The sequence below is a fragment of the Pseudomonas sp. RC10 genome, assembly GCF_038397775.1.
GTDB lineage: Bacteria > Pseudomonadota > Gammaproteobacteria > Pseudomonadales > Pseudomonadaceae > Aquipseudomonas > Aquipseudomonas bambusae.
Genome location: NZ_CP151650.1, coordinates 2124507 through 2143500, shown reverse-complemented (window position 1 = coordinate 2143500; position 18994 = coordinate 2124507). Strand labels below are relative to the sequence as shown.

At 59.8% G+C, this 18994-nt stretch carries 22 protein-coding genes; 1 reads left to right on the top strand and 21 read right to left on the bottom strand.

What is annotated here, in order from left to right:
- Positions 1 to 117: 117 nt before the first annotated feature.
- The 18 genes from AAEO81_RS09995 to AAEO81_RS09910 form a co-directional block, all read right to left on the bottom strand.
- Complete coding sequence (locus AAEO81_RS09995) at positions 118 to 1128, bottom strand: aspartate-semialdehyde dehydrogenase (RefSeq protein WP_341963333.1); 1011 nt, start codon at positions 1126 to 1128, stop codon at positions 118 to 120.
- 87 nt (positions 1129 to 1215) lie between these two features.
- Positions 1216 to 1779, bottom strand: a complete 564-nt coding sequence (locus AAEO81_RS09990) for a DUF1285 domain-containing protein (RefSeq protein ID WP_341963332.1) — start codon at positions 1777 to 1779, stop codon at positions 1216 to 1218.
- 10 nt (positions 1780 to 1789) lie between these two features.
- On the bottom strand, positions 1790 to 2395 hold the full coding sequence (locus AAEO81_RS09985; RefSeq protein ID WP_166596774.1) for a DUF4823 domain-containing protein: 606 nt from the start codon (positions 2393 to 2395) through the stop codon (positions 1790 to 1792).
- 89 nt (positions 2396 to 2484) lie between these two features.
- Positions 2485 to 3453: a radical SAM protein gene (locus tag AAEO81_RS09980; RefSeq protein ID WP_341963331.1), complete on the bottom strand. Its 969-nt coding sequence runs from the start codon at positions 3451 to 3453 to the stop codon at positions 2485 to 2487.
- Positions 3454 to 3595: 142 nt separating this feature from the next.
- Positions 3596 to 4258 (bottom strand): TetR/AcrR family transcriptional regulator, encoded by a 663-nt coding sequence (locus tag AAEO81_RS09975; protein ID WP_341963330.1) that lies wholly within the window; start codon positions 4256 to 4258, stop codon positions 3596 to 3598.
- Between the two features lie 404 nt (positions 4259 to 4662).
- Positions 4663 to 5451 carry a TatD family hydrolase gene (locus tag AAEO81_RS09970; RefSeq protein ID WP_341963329.1) on the bottom strand — a complete coding sequence of 263 codons (789 nt, stop codon included), beginning with the start codon at positions 5449 to 5451 and terminating at the stop codon, positions 4663 to 4665.
- Between the two features lie 15 nt (positions 5452 to 5466).
- Entirely contained in the window at positions 5467 to 5823 is a 357-nt protein-coding gene (locus AAEO81_RS09965) for a PilZ domain-containing protein (RefSeq protein WP_037011754.1), read from the bottom strand.
- Between the two features lie 42 nt (positions 5824 to 5865).
- Positions 5866 to 6852 (bottom strand): DNA polymerase III subunit delta', encoded by a 987-nt coding sequence (locus AAEO81_RS09960; RefSeq protein ID WP_341963328.1) that lies wholly within the window; start codon positions 6850 to 6852, stop codon positions 5866 to 5868.
- On the bottom strand, positions 6845 to 7489 hold the full coding sequence (gene tmk / locus AAEO81_RS09955; protein ID WP_341963326.1) for a dTMP kinase: 645 nt from the start codon (positions 7487 to 7489) through the stop codon (positions 6845 to 6847). The genes AAEO81_RS09960 and tmk overlap by 8 nt, the downstream gene beginning before the upstream one ends.
- Before the next feature lie 19 nt (positions 7490 to 7508).
- Positions 7509 to 8801, bottom strand: coding sequence for an endolytic transglycosylase MltG (gene mltG, locus AAEO81_RS09950; RefSeq protein WP_341963325.1), 1293 nt, complete (start codon positions 8799 to 8801; stop codon positions 7509 to 7511).
- A gap of 3 nt (positions 8802 to 8804) precedes the next feature.
- The gene (gene pabC / locus AAEO81_RS09945; RefSeq protein ID WP_341964514.1) at positions 8805 to 9620 is read right to left on the bottom strand and encodes an aminodeoxychorismate lyase; all 816 of its coding nucleotides are present in this window, start codon (positions 9618 to 9620) and stop codon (positions 8805 to 8807) included.
- The gene (gene fabF / locus AAEO81_RS09940) at positions 9620 to 10864 is read right to left on the bottom strand and encodes a beta-ketoacyl-ACP synthase II (protein ID WP_166596767.1); all 1245 of its coding nucleotides are present in this window, start codon (positions 10862 to 10864) and stop codon (positions 9620 to 9622) included. The genes pabC and fabF overlap by 1 nt, the downstream gene beginning before the upstream one ends.
- Before the next feature lie 107 nt (positions 10865 to 10971).
- Positions 10972 to 11208 (bottom strand): acyl carrier protein, encoded by a 237-nt coding sequence (acpP, locus tag AAEO81_RS09935; protein ID WP_087265500.1) that lies wholly within the window; start codon positions 11206 to 11208, stop codon positions 10972 to 10974.
- Positions 11209 to 11394: 186 nt separating this feature from the next.
- Entirely contained in the window at positions 11395 to 12132 is a 738-nt protein-coding gene (fabG, locus tag AAEO81_RS09930) for a 3-oxoacyl-ACP reductase FabG (RefSeq protein ID WP_166596766.1), read from the bottom strand.
- 13 nt (positions 12133 to 12145) lie between these two features.
- On the bottom strand, positions 12146 to 13084 hold the full coding sequence (gene fabD, locus AAEO81_RS09925) for an ACP S-malonyltransferase (protein WP_341963323.1): 939 nt from the start codon (positions 13082 to 13084) through the stop codon (positions 12146 to 12148).
- A gap of 118 nt (positions 13085 to 13202) precedes the next feature.
- Positions 13203 to 14210, bottom strand: coding sequence for a phosphate acyltransferase PlsX (plsX, locus tag AAEO81_RS09920; RefSeq protein ID WP_341963322.1), 1008 nt, complete (start codon positions 14208 to 14210; stop codon positions 13203 to 13205).
- Between the two features lie 4 nt (positions 14211 to 14214).
- Positions 14215 to 14397: a 50S ribosomal protein L32 gene (gene rpmF / locus AAEO81_RS09915; RefSeq protein ID WP_003179396.1), complete on the bottom strand. Its 183-nt coding sequence runs from the start codon at positions 14395 to 14397 to the stop codon at positions 14215 to 14217.
- A gap of 13 nt (positions 14398 to 14410) precedes the next feature.
- A complete protein-coding gene (locus tag AAEO81_RS09910; protein WP_166596763.1) occupies positions 14411 to 14938 on the bottom strand; it encodes a YceD family protein in 528 nt (175 codons plus the stop codon).
- A gap of 106 nt (positions 14939 to 15044) precedes the next feature.
- Between AAEO81_RS09910 and AAEO81_RS09905 the strand changes: the two genes are divergently transcribed.
- On the top strand, positions 15045 to 15623 hold the full coding sequence (locus tag AAEO81_RS09905; protein WP_341963208.1) for a nucleoside triphosphate pyrophosphatase: 579 nt from the start codon (positions 15045 to 15047) through the stop codon (positions 15621 to 15623).
- Positions 15624 to 15683: 60 nt separating this feature from the next.
- Here the strand turns inward: AAEO81_RS09905 and sppA are convergent, their stop codons facing one another.
- The 3 genes from sppA to rluC are packed head-to-tail and all read right to left on the bottom strand — an operon-like array spanning position 15684 to position 18309.
- The gene (gene sppA, locus AAEO81_RS09900) at positions 15684 to 16676 is read right to left on the bottom strand and encodes a signal peptide peptidase SppA (RefSeq protein ID WP_341963207.1); all 993 of its coding nucleotides are present in this window, start codon (positions 16674 to 16676) and stop codon (positions 15684 to 15686) included.
- Between the two features lie 6 nt (positions 16677 to 16682).
- Positions 16683 to 17360 (bottom strand): HAD-IA family hydrolase, encoded by a 678-nt coding sequence (locus AAEO81_RS09895; RefSeq protein ID WP_341963205.1) that lies wholly within the window; start codon positions 17358 to 17360, stop codon positions 16683 to 16685.
- Positions 17350 to 18309, bottom strand: a complete 960-nt coding sequence (rluC, locus tag AAEO81_RS09890; protein WP_341963203.1) for a 23S rRNA pseudouridine(955/2504/2580) synthase RluC — start codon at positions 18307 to 18309, stop codon at positions 17350 to 17352. The genes AAEO81_RS09895 and rluC overlap by 11 nt, the downstream gene beginning before the upstream one ends.
- Between the last annotated feature and the right edge of the window lie 685 nt (positions 18310 to 18994).

Here is an 18994-nt window from a genome sequence, read left to right as displayed (position 1 = left end):
AGCCCATCCCTTGTTTAAAATTTCCCCGGCGACCGAGAAGATAAAGCCTGCTAGGGCGTAGGGCGTTTCTACAACGCCACAGCTAGAATGATTCTTTGAGTTGTTGGCAAGTATCTTTTACACAAGCTCTTTTATCAACAATTCAGCGACCTGCACAGCGTTCAGCGCTGCCCCCTTGCGCACATTGTCGGATGTAACCCAGAAGCTCAACTCGCACGCATCGTCGATACCGGCCCGCAAACGTCCTACATAGACAACGTCCTGTCCCACCGCATCGCCCACTGGCGTCGGGTAATCGCCCGCATCCACGAGATCGATTCCGTCCGCAGCATCCAGCGCAGCCCCGACCGCAGCCAGATCGAACGGGGAAGCGGTCTGCACCGACACACTCAGGCTGTCGCCAAAAAATACTGGCACTTGAATGCAGCTCGCGCCGACCTTGATTAAAGGCAGCGACAGCAGCTCACGCAACTCGTCGACCATACGTTTTTCCAGCGGGACGTGGCCTTGCGCATCCGGCACGCCGACCTGAGCGAGGACGTTGAACGCCATTTGCCGGTCAAACACGCGGGGTTCCAGCGGGCGCACATTGAGCAGCTCGGCGGTCTGTCGGGCCAGTTCGGTCACCCCTTCCCGCCCCAGACTGGACACTGCCATGCAGGCCGTCACGTTCACGCGACGGATGTCCAGGAGGTCCCGCAACGGCCCGAGCACCATCGCCAGCGCTGTTGCGCCGGGGCTTGGACACGCCACTTGAAAGGGTTCGGCCAGCCCGCTCAGCAACGCCCCGTTCACCTCGGGAATGAGATTCGGTGCTTGATCGACGGACAGGCCGGCCGACAGGTCGATCACCGAACAACCCGCCGCCGTCGCCCGGGGAGCATAACTGCGAGTCACCGCAGGGCCCGCCGCAAAAAACACAAGATTCACTTTGCTGAAATCGAACGTGTCGACTTCGCGTACACGCACGTTCTTGCCTCGATACGCGACCGAACTGCCTGCCGACTCGACGCTGGCCAGCAGATGCAGATCGCCCACAGGGAAGTCACGCTCTTCGAGAATCTGGACGATGGTTTCGCCGACAGTACCGGTGGCGCCGATCACGGCGATATCAAAGGACTGGCTCATGCAAAAACCTCAGAAAAATCGGGGGGCGGCACTTTAACCGCGAGAGGGGCGCCAGGCAATTCGCCTGGCAACTACAACGCTGAACCGTCAGGGCTCCAGGCCTATCGTGAAGAACTCGCCATGGCTCCAGACACCCAACCAGCGCTGCCCGTCAATGGCGCGGGTAACCGCCAAGTCCACCAGTTGATAGAAGACATTGCGATGGATCAGCGCCTCAAGATTGCTACGCACATGCACATAAGGCGCAGGTTCTTGAGTGACGGGGTCGATGCTGACCCGCAACGGGTGCTCGGCACTGGCGTCAATCACTTCATCGACCTGGGTGGTGAAACGCAAGATCTGTGACTCGCCCTCGCCTTCCACTTCCAGCAGGACAGCCACGAAGGGCGCATCGTCAACGGTGATACCGACTTTCTCTACGGGCGTGATCAGAAAGTAATCATCGCCGTCTCGCCGGATAATGGTGGAAAACAGCTTCACCATCGGCTTGCGGCCGATGGGCGTTCCCAGATAAAACCACGTGCCATCGCGGGCGATACGCATGTCGATATCACCGCAAAAATCCGGGTTCCACAGGTGTACAGGTGGCAAGCCTTTGCCGGTCTTGGGCAATTGCGCCAACAGGTCGTTGGCTTTTCCCGGACCACTCATACGCGACTCCTCAGCGGGCTTCGACGCCCAATAAGCTGCGAGCGTAATCCTCCATGGGTGGGCCTAGCAAATCCTCGGGCTTGGTGTCGTGCAGGGTGAGCAGGCCGCCACGGCTGTGAATGCGGGCGCTGTCGATCAGGTAACGGGTGTTGGTTTCAATCAGCATCAGTTGAATGACGCCGCTGTCGATGCCCAGACGGTCGAGGGCTTCCTGGTCGGACCACTCGTCAAAATTGCCGATACGGTCGTCTGCCTTGGCGAAGCGGGTGTAGAGCAAATAATGCGCGCCTGCCGCACGGGCTTCGTTCATGGCCTCGTCCAGCCCTTCAGGTGCGCGAGCGCGGCGGACCATCGGGAAGTATTCGATGAAGCCGTTGAACGCCTCTTCGGCGACGACGTTCGGGCGCGGGTACGCTCCACCCGGCGGGGCAAACGCACCTTGAGCGATATAGATGAAGGAGTCCGGTTGCAGGCGGAAATTGTTGATCCGCCGCGTCGAGCTGTGGTCCAGCAGACCCGCGTCGCTGAGCTCGTCATGGGCGCCCTGTGCCAGATCGCTGACGTGCATGCAGCCACTCAAGGCCAGGACGGCCAGCAGTAAAACCAGACTACGCATTGTTTCCTCCAAAGTCCGACGACGGAAAACCGGCGAATGGCCGGGTAATGCAGCTTTTGCGCCATGTCGAACAATTGGGGAAGGGCCCGTCAGCCGCCAATAATCTTCATCACCGTCGCGCCACCGGAAAACGCCACGGCCTGCTTGTCATCCAGCGCCTTGACCAACAGACGTTGCAGCGCAGGCAGGGCCTGGTGGCGCGGCTTGTCCAGCAGATCACCCACGTAGTGCCGATTGCTGGAAGACAAGCAGCCATGCAGCCAGCCCGTCGACGAGAGGCGTAAGCGCGAACACGTCCGACAGAACGGCACGCTTTCGTTGGCAATCACGCCAAAATACCCCTTGCCCGGAATCCGGTAGCGCACGGCGGTCGCATCCACAGGCGCGTCGGCCTGCTGGTATTCGTGATGCGCGCCAATCAGCGACAGCAGCCGGTCCAGGCTGACGAATTGCCGATGGAAACCGTTGGCGTCGTTCGCCAGATGCCCCATGCGCATCAGTTCGATGAAGCGCAACTCGCAGCCGCGCTCAAGGCAGTAATCGAGCAGCGGGACGACCTGATCCAGATTACGGTCGAGCAAAGGGACCATGTTGACCTTGATCTGCAGCCCGGCCGCCCTCGCCTGCTCCATGCCCTCCAGCACGGTGGCCAGATCGCCGCCACGGGCAATGGCTCTGAACGCTGACGGATCTAGCGTATCGAGGGACACGTTGATCCGGCGGATGCCCGCATCCAGCAGGATCGGCAGTTTGCGGGACAGCAACTGCGCATTAGTGGTCAGGCTGATGTCGGCCAGCCCCATGCGCCCCACCTGGCTCATGAAACGCTCGAAGCGAGGACTCACCAGCGGCTCACCCCCGGTGATGCGCAACCGCTCGATGCCCGCCGCTTCGATCAGGTATTCCACGCCCCGGATCATCGCCTCGGCAGACAGTTCATTGCGCGCAGCCACCAATCGCTTGCCATCGGGCACGCAGTAGGTGCAGGCATAATTGCACGCAGACGTCAGACTGATTCGCAAATTGCGGAAACGTCGGCCTTGGCGATCAACGATCATGAAAGCTCCGGGAGGTTAGGCAGCGCGCAAAAACTGACTCATAAATCAGCTTTTAGCAAGCGTCATTCCGGACAGAGACTGTCATGAAGCGAGCGAGCAACCGTAGGGTGCCCTCTGACCCGCTTCATCAAGGAAACATCACTCAGTTGCCGGGGACTTCCGGCTTGGGGTCGTGGCCGATTTCAGGGTCACGCTTGCGCTTGTTGCCCATGCGCACGCCAATGTCCATCAGGAACTGGAAGAAGCCTTCCTGATCTTCCAGCACATTGCTCCAGAACGGCGAGTGATACAGCGCCACTGCGCCGTGCACCAAAGCCCAGGCGGCGCAGTAGTGGAAATACGGCGGAACGTCTTCCAGTTTGCCTTCGGAAATGCGGCCTTTGATCAACAGCGTCAAACGTTCGAAGTTCGAGGCACGGATCTTGTGCAGCTGCTCGACCATCTCAGGCACTTGATTGCCCTTGACCACTTTCTCTTCCAGACGGTCGAACAGGCGATAGCGCTGCGGATCACGCATGCGAAATTCGAAATACGCGCGGGACAGTGCTTCCTTGTCCTTGTCGACGTCGGCGGAGTGCAGCAGTTCGTTCAAATCGCGCTCGTAGTCGAGCATCAGGCGCAGGTAAATCTCCGCCTTCGATTTGAAATGCTTGTAGATGGTGCCTTTGCCGATACCCACGGCATCCGCGATCATCTCGACGGTAACGCTGTCTTCACCCTGTTCAAGAAACAGCTTTAACGCGATGTCGAGAATTTCCTGCTCACGGCGGCGAAACTCACGGACTTTACGAGGTTCTTTCTGCATAGGAAGAGACTGTCGGTTCAAAATCGAAGCCGCACATTATGCCTAATCGGTTTCAAATTGCACGGCTCATCCGACGATGTTCATGTTCAAGACCGATTAAGCCGCATCAGCAGCGTTTTTGACCCGCTGCGCCGCGTCAGTCCTCATTGCGAACGTTGGATGACGTGCTTTGCGGTATCAACAAACGCCTGGGTATTCCAAAACTGTTTAAAAAACGTACAGCCTTGCGCTGGACGCCTGCGGAATATGACCAATACTTAACACGTCGGTGCGGCATCTCCCCCAAGTGCTGGCACCGGTAAAGACACCAATGGATAGCGTGTCTTTGTTTACTCCTAATGGTCTTAACCCGGATTCACCCCCCAGAACCCGGGTTTTTTTTGCCCGTCATTTAACGCCGCGTCTCAGGCCGACTTCACCCGTGCCAGCGGGAACAGGCGCTTGAAATTGTCAGTGGTCTGCTCGGCGAAACGCTCGAAGCTCTCCCCTCTGAGCATCGCCAGGAACTCGGCCACTTCGCGCACGTATTGTGGCAGGTTGGGCTTGCCGCGATAGGGAATCGGCGCCAGATACGGCGAATCCGTTTCCACCAGCAGGCGATCGGCCGGGACTTTGCTCGCCACATCCCGCAGCGCATCGGCATTGCGGAAGGTTACGATGCCTGACAGCGAAATGTAGAACCCCAGGTCCAGCGCGGCCTTCGCCATGTCCCAGTCTTCGGTGAAGCAATGCAGCACGCCCGCCTGAGCCAACGCGGCTTCACGCAGCAATTCAAGCGTGTCAGACCGAGCGCCACGGGTGTGAACGATCACCGGTTTGCCTGTCCGGTTCGCAGCCTCTAAGTGCAAGCGGAAGGACGCTTGCTGCAGTTCGGCCGCTTCTGGCTCGTAGTGATAATCCAGGCCGGTTTCGCCAATCGCCACCACCCGGGGGTGATTCAACTCGCCGAGCAGCCACTCCAGCGCGGGGGCCTCGCCCGGTTTAACGTCCAGTGGGTGAATGCCCACCGAGCAGTCCACGTCGTCATAACGATCAGCCAAGGCTTTGACGTCACTGGCGTTGTCGGCGCTGACACCGATGCACAGAAAATGCCCGACACCCCGTCCGCGCGCCGCTTCCAGCGCATTATCGAGAGAGCCTGCGTGTTGGGTGAGATCGAGACGATCAAGGTGACAATGGGAATCTACGAGCATGGGAACCGGAACAATTTACATCGTGTGAGTGGGACGGTCGGATTTGAGGGCACCGGCCAAGTAGTTTTCGATCATGTTGCGGGCGGTGTTGTCGCCGTCGTTGAACTGCACGCCAACGCCCGCCGCGCGGTTGCCCTGGGCACCTTTGGGCGTGATCCAGGTAACCTTGCCCGCGACCGGGATTTTTTCAGGCTCGTCCATCAGGTTGAGCAGCATGAACACCTCATCCCCCAGCTTGTAGCTCTTGCTGGTGGGGATGAACAGGCCGCCATTCTTGATGAACGGCATGTAGGCGGCGTACAGGACAGACTTGTCCTTGATGGTCAGGGACAGGATGCCGTTACGTGGACCCGGGCTCAGGGGGACGCTCATCTCAACTTCCTCATGGGTACTGATGTCATGCAGATGGCCAGTCTACCCCTGTCCGGTCAGAGATGCCCACTGCACCAATAACGCTTCGAGCAACAAAACACGGTTGAGGTTCGCTTTCGACAGCACTTTCTGGCGCTGAAGCAGCACCCAGTCCTGCATCGCGAGGACTTTGCCCTGCGGGGATTTCTGCGCCAGGTACTGCACCACCTTGCGCATGTCGGCCAACCCCAGCCCGGTTTCGTCTTCGGTGAGCTGATAGCGCAGGATCAGGTTCGACCAGTCGCAAAACCAGTCGAAAAGTAGCAACAGCGGGACATCTTTCCAACCCTCAGCCAATTGCGTCGGCGATTGCTGGCCTTTAAGAAGCTTCTTGACCCCATCGACCACTAGTGCACGCTGTTCACGCACGCCTTGGGCCTGAAGACTGACGGCCGCCAGCGGCGAACCTGCGGCCAGGGTCAGCAGTTCGACGCGTTCTTCGTCGGTGCAGTCCGGCAACGCATCAGCCAGCCACGCGACACTCATCGCTTCGCTCGGCAACGGACAGGCCTGTTGCACGCAGCGGCTTTTGATCGTCGGCAACAGACGGCTCGGTTGATGACTGACGAGCAACAGCACGGTGTCGCCGGACGGCTCTTCAAGGCTTTTCAGCAACGCGTTGGCGGCGTTGATGTTCATCGATTCGACCGGCTCGATCAGCACCACCTTACGCCCGCCCATCTGCGCGGTTTGCACCACGAAACTGACCAGATCGCGCACCTGATCGACCTTGATCGCCTTGTCCGCTTCTTCCGGCTCCAATACGTAATTGTCCGGGTGGCTGCCAGCCGCGAGCAGCGAACAGGACTTACACTGCCCGCACGCTTCAAGCCCGGAGGGACGCTGACACAGCAACAGATGCATCAGGCGCTCAGCCAGCGCCCGCTTGCCGATTCCGACTGGACCATGCAGCAAATAGGCGTGGGCGTGTTGAGTGCGTCCGGCCAGTTGCTGCCAGAGGTTTTGTTGCCAGGGATAGGCATCAGCCATGCTGACGATCCGCCAGCCGCTTGAGCAGGTCCGGCACCAGTTCGTCGAGAGACGCCTGCACCTGATCCAGCGGCAGCGCGGCGTTCACCAGACGATAACGGTCAGGCGCTGCGGCAGCACGGTTCAGGTAGGTGCTGCGCACCGCGTCGAAAAACGCACGGCCTTCCTGCTCGAAACGATCCAGGCGCCCACGGGCGGTGGCGCGGGCCAGACCGATTTCCACGGGCAGGTCGAACACCAGCGTCAGGTCCGGGCGCAACGCCCCTTGAACGAACGCTTCCAGCACGGCAATGCGCTCGACCGACAGGCCACGGCCGCCACCTTGATAGGCGTAGGTGGCATCGGTGAAACGATCACACAGGACCACCGCGCCCCGGGCCAGCGCCGGACGAATCACGCCTGCCAGGTGCTGCGCACGGGCCGCGAAGACCAGCAGCAGTTCAGTATCGGCGTCCATGGTTTCGTCGCTGGGCGCCAGCAACAATTCACGAATACGCTCGGCCAACGGCGTGCCGCCGGGTTCACGGGTCAACACCACGTCGATACCGTGGCTGCGCAGGCGCTCGGCGAGGTGTTCCCGATTGGTGCTTTTGCCAGCACCCTCCGGGCCTTCCAGCGTAATAAACATACCAGTCACAGGCAGTCCTTAATCAGAGTCATTGCGGGCGCGATTCGGCTTTATCGGCCTTGTCGCTGGCCTCGGGCGGCTGCGGTTTTTCAGCACTCGACGGTTCAGCCGTGGAAGGCTCACCCCTCGACGGCTCAGGCGTCGCGACCTTTGAAGCGTCCTGCTCGGGCGGTTTTTCATCCAGAGCAGGCACCTGAGGCAAGGGAGCAGGCGCCGACTCCGCCGCAGGCTTTTCTGTGGCCGGCACAGGATCGACGCCCGGCGTTGGCACAATAGCCGGTGGCGACGCAGGCGCCGGGCTGGAACGATAGTCCGTCCGACGTTTGATCTGGTATTCCTTGACCGCCGCGTTATGGGCATCGAGATCAGCCGAGAACACGTGACTGCCATCCCCTTTCGCAACGAAATACAGGCTGTTGCCGGCCACCGGGTTCATCGCGGCATGGATCGCTTCACGCCCCACCATCGAAATAGGCGTCGGCGGCAGCCCCGAGACCACGTAGGTGTTGTAAGGCGTCGCCTCTTTCAAGAACGCCCGCGTGATCTTGCCGTTGTAACGTTCGCCCAGGCCGTAGATCACCGTAGGATCGGTCTGCAACAACATGCCCTGTTGCAAGCGACGTACGAACACCCCGGCGATCTGCCCGCGCTCCTGTGGCACGCCCGTTTCTTTTTCCACCAACGACGCCATGATCAACGCCTGATAAGGGTCGACATAAGGAACGTCGGCAGCGCGCTTGTCCCATTCCTCTTGCAGCACATCGTCGAGGCGGTTGTACGCCTGCTTGAGCAACTCGACATCGGTCATGCCGCGCACGTAGCGATAGGTGTCAGGAAAGAACCGGCCTTCCGGGAAGACGTTCGGATGGCCGATTTTGGTCATCAGTTCGCTGTCGCTCAGGTTAACGAGGGTTTGTTCAAGCTTGGGCTGCTTGGCCAATGCCGCACGTACCTGGCGGAAATTCCAGCCCTCGACCAAGGTCAGGCTGTATTGCACCACTTCGCCCTTCTGCCACAGCCCCAGCAGCGACTTGGCGTTCATGCCCGGTGTCATGCGGTATTCGCCGCTGTGCAGCGACTGGCCTGCGAGGTTGAAGCGCCAGTAAAGACGCAGCCAGAGCGCGTCCTTGAGAATGCCTTCGCTTTCCAGACGGTTGAGCACGCCGGTGGGCGACGCACCCGATGGCACGTCGAGCAGGCGCTCTTGCGTCAAATTCAACGGTTGTTGCAGCGCGTTGTTCTGCTGCCAGAAGGCCAGACCCAACAACAGCCCTGCCAGAACCACACCCGTTTCCAGCAAGACGAATAATTTTCGGATCACGAATCAGATATCCAGAAGCCCGCGGACAAGGTTTTGCAGTTTACGGGTGACAGGGCCAACGGGCCAGTTCAGTTGCTCGAAGGCGCGCACTGGCCAGATGCCGTACACGCTGTTGCACACGAACACCTCATCGGCTTTTTGCAGGTCGGAAAGGCTCAGGTCCAGGGCACGCGCAGGGAGGTTGTTCTGCTCCGCCAAGGCCAGCAACTCTGCTCGCATGACCCCGGCCACGCCGCAGCGGGTCAGGTCCGGCGTCAACAGCACGCCGCCCTTGATCATGAACAGGTTGCTGTAGACGGCCTCGACGACACGGCCGGAGGTATCGCGCATCAGGCCTTCGGTGTGTTCAGCATCGTTCCACTCGGCGCGCGCCAGCACCTGCTCCAGACGATTGAGGTGCTTGAGCCCCGCCAACAGGGGTTGCTCAGCGAGGCGCGTGCGACAGGGAAATAACCGAATGCCGTGTTCTGCATGAGCCGCAGGGTAGGCAGGTAACGCGCTGGATTGAAGCAGCCGCCGAGGTTGGGCCCCTGAGGTCGGCGCATAGCCACGCAGACCGTCGCCACGGGTGACGATCAGCTTCATGACCCCTTCCTTCATCTGCGCCGCAAACGCCAGACACTCGCGTTCGATCAGCGGAAGATCGAGCGTCATGGCCAGGCGTTTGCCACCCCGAGCAAGACGCTCCAGATGCCGTTCGAAGAGCAATGGCTGGCCCGCCTTGACCAGAATGGTCTCGAACAGGCCGTCGCCGTAGGCCAGGCCCCGATCCTTGACGGACAGGGCGTCGGCCGGCACGCCATCGATCCAGCTCGGGATCATTCCGCGAACCGACGGAACACCAGCGAGCCGTTGGTGCCGCCAAACCCGAAGGAGTTGGACACCACGACATCGATCGGCATGTTGCGGGGCTCGTGAGGCACGAAGTCCAGATCGCAACCTTCGCCCGGCTCATCGAGGTTGATGGTCGGTGGAGCCACCTGACCATTGATCGCCAGCACGCTAAAGATCGCTTCGATGGCACCGGCCGCGCCCAGCAGGTGACCCGTCATGGACTTGGTCGAACTGACGGCCAGCTTATAGGCATGCTCACCGAACACCGATTTGATCGCGTGAACTTCGGCCAGGTCGCCTGCCGGGGTCGAGGTGCCGTGGGCGTTGATGTACTGCACTTCGTCCGGACGCACTTTGGCATCGCGCAACGCATTGGTGATGCAGCGGGCCGCACCAGCACCGTCTTCCGGGGGCGACGTCATGTGGAACGCATCGCCGCTCATGCCGAAGCCGATTAGCTCTGCGTAGATGGTCGCGCCGCGCGCCTTTGCGTGCTCCAGCTCTTCGAGCACCAGCGCACCGGCACCGTCGGACAGCACGAAACCGTCACGGCCCTTGTCCCATGGACGGCTGGCACGGGTCGGTTCGTCGTTGCGGGTCGACAGCGCGCGGGACGCGCCAAAACCGCCCATGCCCAGACCGCAGGCCGCCATTTCTGCGCCGCCGGCGATCATCACGTCGGCTTCGTCGTACGCAATGTTGCGCGCCGCCATGCCGATGCAATGGGTGCTGGTGGTGCACGCCGTGGCGATGGCGTAGTTCGGCCCCTGCGCGCCCAAGTGGATCGACAGGAAACCGGAAATCATGTTGATGATCGAGCCTGGCACGAAGAACGGGGAAATCTTGCCCGGCCCCTGGTCGTGCAGCAAACGGCTGGTGTTCTCGATGTTGGTCAGGCCGCCGATCCCGGAGCCCATGGCCACACCGATACGCTCGCGATTGGCGTCGGTGATTTCGATACCCGCGTTACGCACGGCCTGAAAGCTGGCCGCCAGACCGTATTGAATGAAGAGATCGAGACGCCGCGCTTCTTTGGGCGACAGGTAATCCTCGACCTTGAATCCTTTGACCGAACCGCCGAAGCGAGTCGTGTAAGCCGAAAGGTCCGTGTGTTCGATAAGGCCAATGCCACTCTGGCCAGCCAGAATGCCTTGCCAGGTACTGGGCACATCGTTACCCAATGGCGTCAGCATACCCATACCGGTGACCACGACGCGTCTACGCGACACAGGACTCTCCTTTTTTCTATTGACGAAACGCTGCACTGTTTAAAGAAAAAACCGCACGCCAAAGGCAGTGCGGTTTTTCCCTGACAGCGAGCAACGATTACAAAGTCTTAAGCCTGGTGGGCAGTGACGTAATCGATAGCAGCTTGAACAGTGGTGATCTTCTCGGCTTCTTCGTCAGGGATTTCGGTCTCGAATTCCTCTTCCAGAGCCATGACCAGCTCAACGGTGTCAAGGGAGTCGGCACCCAGGTCTTCAACGAAAGAAGCGGTGTTGACCACTTCCTCAGATTTGACGCCAAGTTGTTCAGCAACGATTTTCTTGACGCGCTCTTCGATGGTGCTCATACCGTGTTTTAACTCCTAGTGGACAAATTCGGGCAGCTGGCCGGTGGGTAAGTGTATAGAAGAGGTTTTGCGCATTTCAAGCTAAACGCAATTCCCGCTACGCCCATCGCCCCTCTGCCCATTAATAGATTTCAGCTTTATAACGGATTTTAGACAGCCCGTATGACATTTTTTCGATACGGGAAGTCACATGTACATGCCGCCGTTAACGGGGATTGTAGCCCCGGTAACGTAGCCTGCACCTTCCGAGGCAAGAAAAGCGACCACGTGCGCGATCTCTTCGGCCTGCCCCAGTCGACCCAGCGGAATCTGGGTCGTCAGGGAATCACGTTGTGCTTCCGGCAACTCACGGGTCATGTCGGTATCGATGAAACCCGGCGTCACCGAGTTCACGGTCACTGCCCGCGAACCGACTTCACGCGCCAATGCGCGGCTGAAACCTTCCAGACCCGCTTTCGCGGCGGCGTAGTTTACTTGACCGGCGTTGCCCATGGCACCTACAACCGAACCAATGCTGATGATACGCCCCCAACGCGCCTTGGTCATACCCCGCAGGACGCCCTTGGTCAGGCGATACAGGCTGGTCAGGTTGGTGTTGATGACGTCATGCCACTCGTCATCTTTCATCCGCATCATCAGGTTGTCACGGGTGATACCGGCGTTATTGACCAAGATCAACGGTGCGCCAACACGCTCGGTGATCTGTGCCAGAACGGCGCTGACCGACTCATCGCTACCGACGTCCAGTGCCAGGCCGAAACCTTCGATACCGTTTTCCTTGAAGTAGGCGGTAATTTTCTCGGCACCGGCTTCGGACGTCGCAGTACCGACTACGATGGCACCATTACGGCCCAGTTCCAGAGCGATAGCCCGGCCAATGCCACGGCTCGCGCCGGTGACCAGTGCAACTTTACCCTGACTCATGCAATTCTCCTTATCAGGCCAGCGCCGCACGGGTGGCGGCGAAAGCATCGGGGGTATTGAGGTTGGAAGTGTTGACGCCCTCGGCGCAACGCTTGTTCAGACCGGCCAGCACTTTGCCCGGACCGCATTCCACCAGTTGCAGCGCGCCATTGGCGGCCAGGGCCTGGATCGACTCGACCCAGCGAACCGGTTTGTACAACTGTTGCAGCAAATCGGTTTTCAGCGTTTCAAGGTCCGAAACCACGCTGGCGCTGACGTTTTGCACCAAAGGGATTTGCGGCGCCTGCCAGTCGATGGCGGCAATCGACTCGGCGAAACGCTCAGCCGCTGGACGCATCAGCTCACAGTGCGAAGGGACGCTGACGGGCAACGGCAGTGCGCGCTTGGCGCCCTTGGCCTTGCACACGTCAATGGCGCGATCGACCGCAGCCTTGGCACCCGCGATCACCACCTGGCCCGGCGAGTTGAAATTCACGGCGCTGACCACATCCCCCTGAGCCGCTTCGGCACAGGCAGCGATGACGTCGGCGTCTTCAAGACCGAGAATGGCCGCCATGCCGCCCTGCCCCGCAGGCACGGCTTCCTGCATCAACTGACCACGACGTTCCACCAGCTTGACCGCGTCAGCCAACGACAGGCTGCCTGCAGCGACCAGGGCGCTGTATTCACCCAGGCTGTGACCGGCGACGAAAGCAGGACGCACGCCACCTTCGGCCAGCCACAGACGCCACAGGGCGATTGATGCGGTCAGGATGGCAGGCTGGGTTTTGTCGGTCTGATTGAGGCTTTCTTCCGGACCTTGTTGGGTCAGTGCCCAGAGGTCATAGCCCAATGCGTCGGAGGCTTCTTTGAACGTGTCCAGCACCAACGGGTACTGCGCGCCCAGTTCGGCGAGCATGCCGAGGGACTGCGAGCCTTGGCCCGGAAAGACGAATGCGACGGAAGCAGACATTGAAAAGCCCCTGATTATTGTCGTCTGAAAAAACGCTCGACCTGGCCGAACGCGAGAAAATTCAAAGTGTTACGACTGGTCAGTAGGATGACCCGCCAGTCACGAGGGTCACATTCTACTACAGCAATTCTTCCAGGCGCCCATGGAGACGCTCCGGCAAATTCTCCTGAATTTCGATCAAGGCCCGCTGAATGGCGCTCTGGAAGCCCTGAACCCCTGCCGAGCCATGACTCTTCACCACAATGCCCTGCAAGCCCAGAAAACTGGCGCCGTTGTGCCGCGCCGGTGCCAGATCAGCCTTGAGCCGCTTGAGCAACGGCATCGCCAACGCCCCCACGGCCTTCGACAGCACATTCTGTCGGAACAAGGTTTCAATTCGCTCACCGATCATGGTCGCCAGGCCCTCGCTGGATTTCAGCAGGATATTGCCGACGAACCCGTCACAGACCACCACGTCCGCCTCCCCGCGATACAGGCCGTCGCCCTCAATGAAACCGATGTAATTGAGGCCCGGCGCGGCCTGTAACAGGCTCGACGCCAGCTTGACCTGCTGATTGCCTTTGATGTCTTCGGTGCCGACGTTGAGGAGTGCGACCTTTGGCCGCGCCACGCCCAACGCTTCAGCGGCCACCGAGCCCATCACGGCGAACTGATACAGATTCTCTGCGCTGCAATCGACGTTGGCGCCCAGATCGAGCAGTTGGCAGTAACCACGCTGCGTTGGAATGGCAGCGACCATGGCGGGACGATCGATGCCCGGCAGGGTCTTGAGGACAAAACGCGACAGCGCCATCAAGGCTCCGGTGTTGCCTGCGCTCACGCAGGCCTGCACCTTGTCCTCGGCCAACAGACGCAATGCGACACGCATGGAAGAATCAGGCTTGCCCCGCAACGCCAGAGACGGGCGATCATCCATGGTGATGACTTCGCTGGCGTTCACGACGAGCAGGCGAGACCGATCGACGCCAGAGTGGCGGGCGATGAGTTCTTCGAGAAGGGAGTCTTGACCGACGAGGGTCAGGTGAAGCGAGGGGGTAGCGAGCAGGCAGGCAATACTGGCCTGAACAATGCTGCGGGGACCGAAGTCCCCGCCCATTGCGTCGATCGCGATGACCGGAGCGGACAAGAAATTACTCGTCAGCGCCCTTGTCGATCACTTTACGGCCACGGTATACGCCTTCTGGCGATACGTGGTGACGCAGGTGAACTTCACCAGTGGTTTTTTCTACAGACAGGGTGCTAGCCTCGAGAGCGTCGTGCGAACGGCGCATGTCACGTGCAGAGCGGGATTTTTTGTTCTGCTGAACAGCCATAATTGATTAACTCCTAAACGTTTGGGTCACGCTTTAACTGCGCCAATACACTGAACGGGTTGGACCGCGTTACCTCGTCCACGCTCGGTTCGGGCTCATCGGCGCCCGCCGGCTGCTGGCATTCTTTCGGATCATGAAGAGGCACGATGGGCAAGGCGAGCAGAAGCTCCTCCTCGATCAAGGCCTTCAGATCCAATGGATCTTCGCCGAGTTCCAGCACGTCATAGCCTTGCGGCAACGACTGGGTGTTTGCACCCTCCTTCACCACGGCGTAACTGCATTCGCTGTGGATCGGCAAGGTGACCAGCTCAAGACAACGCTGGCAAACCATTTTGACTTCAACGTCGATTTCGCTGTGGATAACCACGGCGCGTCGTTCGTCTTTTTCAAAAACGAATTTCGCCTGCACTGTACCGAGATTGTCAGCAAGCGGGTCGCAGAGTCTCTCCAAATCAGCCAGCAGCACTTCGCCCTGAAGGGTAGTGCCACGATCAGCTAATTTGCGTGGGTCAACGTGAGGTGGAATCGGGTCATTCAACATAGGCGCAGCATTCTAGGGATGACCCCGACGACTGTCAAAGGAAATTCAGGGCTGTTCGCAACCTGACCTGCTGATTACACTCGACTTTCATGTTTCGGAGAACCCCATGCTGCCTCTGCTCCTAGCCTCCAGCTCGCCTTATCGCCGGGAATTGCTCGAACGCCTGCGCCTGCCGTTCGTCTGGGCGTCCCCAGACATTGATGAAAGCCACCGCCCGCTGGAGCCGGCCTCCGAACTGGTGAAGCGCCTGGCCCGGGAAAAAGCCATGGCCTTGGCCGCACAGTATCCGGATCACCTCATCATCGGCTCCGACCAGGTGGCCGTGCTGGACGAGCAGATACTGGGCAAACCTCACACCTTCGAACGCGCCCTGCAGCAGCTCAGCGACAGCAGCGGCAAAAACGTGAGCTTTCTGACAGGCCTTGCGCTGTACAACAGCCAGACAGGCCAGTGCCAGGTCGACTGCGTGCCGTTCACCGTGCACATGCGCGATTTGGACGAAGACCGCATCAGCCGCTACCTCCACGCCGAGCAACCCTACGATTGCGCGGGCAGCTTCAAGGCCGAAGGACTGGGCGTGAGCCTGTTCCGCAGCACCGAAGGCCCCGATGCCACCAGCTTGATCGGCCTTCCTTTAATAAGGCTGGTTGACATGTTGATGGCCGAGGGTGTGGCAATCCCGTAGTTCTTTTTTGATTGCCACAAAAAACCCGACCAATGGCCGGGTTTTTCACACACAACGAAATCAGCGCAGCGACGGGCCTGTGAAGCCTGCCCACATTGCGATCTGCTCGGCAACGCTGGAGCCCAGCTTCTTGGAGAAGCGGTCGAACGGTGATTCCTGAACGGTGTAATCCACCAGCTTTTTCTCGCCGATCACGTCACGAGCGACTGAGCTGGCACTCCCCAGCCCATCGACCAATCCAAGACCCACCGCTTGTTCGCCAGTCCACACCAGGCCGGAAAACAGCTCGGGATGGTCTTTGTCTTTCAACCGATCACCTCGCCCTGCTTTCACGCTGGCAATGAACTGCTTGTGGGTCGTGTCCAGTACGGTCTGCCAGAACGCCGTCTCATCAGGCTTCGGCGCCTGGAACGGGTCAAGGAACGCCTTGTGCTCACCCGACGTGTACGTACGGCGGTCCACACCCAATTTCTCCATGGTGCCTACGAAACCGAAACCGGCCGCCGTCACACCGATGGAGCCCACGAGACTGGCCTTGTCCGCGTAAATCTGATCCGCCGCACTGGCGATGTAGTAAGCGCCCGAGGCGCCGAGGTCAGTGATCACCGCGTACACCTTGATGTCTGGCTTCTTGGCGCGCAGGCGGCGGATTTCGTCGTAAATGTAACCCGACTGCACCGGGCTACCGCCGGGACTGTTGATGCGCAGGATCACACCCTTGGTCTTCTCGTCGTCGAACGCGGCGCGCAGGCTGCCGACGATGTTGTCGGCGCTGGCGGCTTCAGTGTCGGCGATCATGCCCTTCACCTCGATCAGCGCCGTGTGACTGCTACTGCGCGACGCGCTTTTGCCGAAGTCCATCAGCGGCGAGAACATGGCGAGCGCCACGAACAGATAAATAAAGGTCAGGGATTTGAAGAAGATCCCCCAGCGACGAGTGCGCCGATGTTCTTGAACGTTCGCCAGCAGCGTCTTTTCCAGCAGTTTCCAGCTCTTTGCATCACCTGCCTCGTCTCGCTCTTGCGAAGACGGTGATTTCCATTCATCCGACATACAGCTTTACCCCAACGAAGACTCAACAACGCGCGCACCCAGCCAGGTACGCAACTCGGAAAAATGATGGATGGCCAGTCGCGGCTCGTATTGCAGCAGGGAATCCAGCGCCTGAGCGCCATACCCGACGGCGACCGAATCCATCCCGGCGTTGCGGGCCATCTGCAGGTCGAACGACGCATCGCCGACCATCAGCGCCTTTTCGGGCGCGACGCCACAGTATTGCAGGATTTCATTGAGCATCAGCGGGTCTGGCTTGCTGGCCGTTTCATCCGCCGCCCGGGTGGCGTCGAAGTAGTCGAGCCAGCCATGGGCCTTGAGCACACGATCCAGCCCGCGTCGGGCCTTGCCGGTCGCGACTGCCATCCGGTAGCCCTCGGCCCGGAAGGCCTCAAGGGACTCACGCACACCCTCGAACAGCGTCGAAGGCTCAACGTCCATGGCCATGTAACAGTCGGCGTAGTGCTGACGAAAATCGATCAGATCGTTGCCGGAAATGTCCGGGTACAACGTACGAATCGCTTCCGGCAAGCCCAGGCCAATGATGCCTTTGACGGCCAGATCATCCCTCACCGGGCGCCCTGCCAGCAATGCGGCTTCGCGCATGGCGTCGACGATACGGCCAACGGAGTCGGACAGCGTGCCGTCCCAGTCAAAAATCAGCAGCTCGTAATCACGGCGCACTCAACAATCGCTCCACAGTCTTGGCCCACATTTCATCGACGGGCGCTTGCAGTTCCAACTTGCCGCCATCGGGCAGCGGCACGACCAACGCATAAGCATGCAAGAACAGACGCTTGCCGCCAAGGTCGCGAATCTCGCGGGTAAAGTCCTCGTCGCCGTACTTACTGTCCCCAGCGATGCTGTGTCCGGCGTGCAGCGTGTGAACACGAATCTGGTGGGTACGCCCGGTGATCGGACGCGCCTCGACCATGGTCGCAAAGTCGCCGAAACGGCGCAGCACCTTGAACAGTGTCAGGGCCTCTTTGCCCTCTTCGTTCACTTCGACCATGCGCTCGCCGGAGCGCAGGTTGCTTTTAAGCAACGGTGCACGCACCTGTTTCTGGGCCGTTGGCCAATTGCCACGGACCAGCGCCATGTAGCGCTTATCCACACCATCCCCACGCAATTGCTCGTGCAAATGCCGCAACATGCTGCGTTTCTTCGCGATCATCAGCAAACCGGACGTATCGCGGTCCAAGCGGTGCACCAGCTCCAACTCCTTGGCATCGGGACGCAACTGACGAAAGGCTTCGATGACCCCGAAGCTCAGGCCACTGCCGCCATGGACCGCGATGCCAGCGGGCTTGTTGAGGACGATCAGGCCTTTGTCTTCATAAACGATGGCCGCTTCCAGGCGCTGTAACAGACCTTGCGCCACAGGCACAGGTTCGTCACGCTCAGGCACCCGAACGGGTGGAACGCGCACAATGTCGCCCGCCTGAAGCTTGTACTCGGGCTTGATCCGCCCCTTGTTCACGCGCACTTCGCCTTTGCGCAATATGCGGTAAATCAAGGTCTTGGGAACGCCCTTGAGGTACGTGATCAGAAAATTGTCGATGCGTTGACCGGCGTATTCCGGCGCAACCTCTACCAGCTGGACGCCGGGGGTTGGGGGGGTGATATTCGTCATGGCGCAAATCATAACAATTTTTTATGGATTTGAAGCACTTAATGATTGCTGCTATAGTCGCGAACGCCGCCAAAAGCGGCCTGGACAGCGGACAAACGGTATGACAACCGGCCCTGACCAACGCAATTCACGAGGGCGCGAGGCCGTCCTACGAGGCTTTCGGTGACAACGGAAGATCAGTGAGCGTAACGAGCGCAGGTGACATGAGGCCTGAAACAAGCCGGATCGCAGAGTGAAACACTCGCCATCGAGGCCCACGTTCAAGGCCAGTTCACAAAGTGCAGTCGCTGGCGATCGCTCCGGGCGAATGTGTCGGAAACCACGCCTTAATTTGAGCCATGAGGCGCGGACTTCCCATCGAAGTTCGCGTAAATGCAAACCCGCTGCGGATTCAGCGCGCGGCAGCACCCGAATTATCAGGGATACGTGTGGGGTGGAGACGCACAACCGTCGGACTGTGTAGCAAAAGGCTTTATAAAGACGCTTCATATCGTCCGCTACCGATGGTTGATTCCTCCTCCTGACAAAGCTTTTGCTGACAGGGTGTCATTTGTCACCACAGCAAGCAGGAAACGTCGTCGCGACGATGGCCCCTTTGGCCGGACATCGCTAGACACTGGAGTGTCCAAGCACTCCTGACGCGCCCTGACACCGACCGTGAGAAGTCGTGTGTGCCGAACGCCGT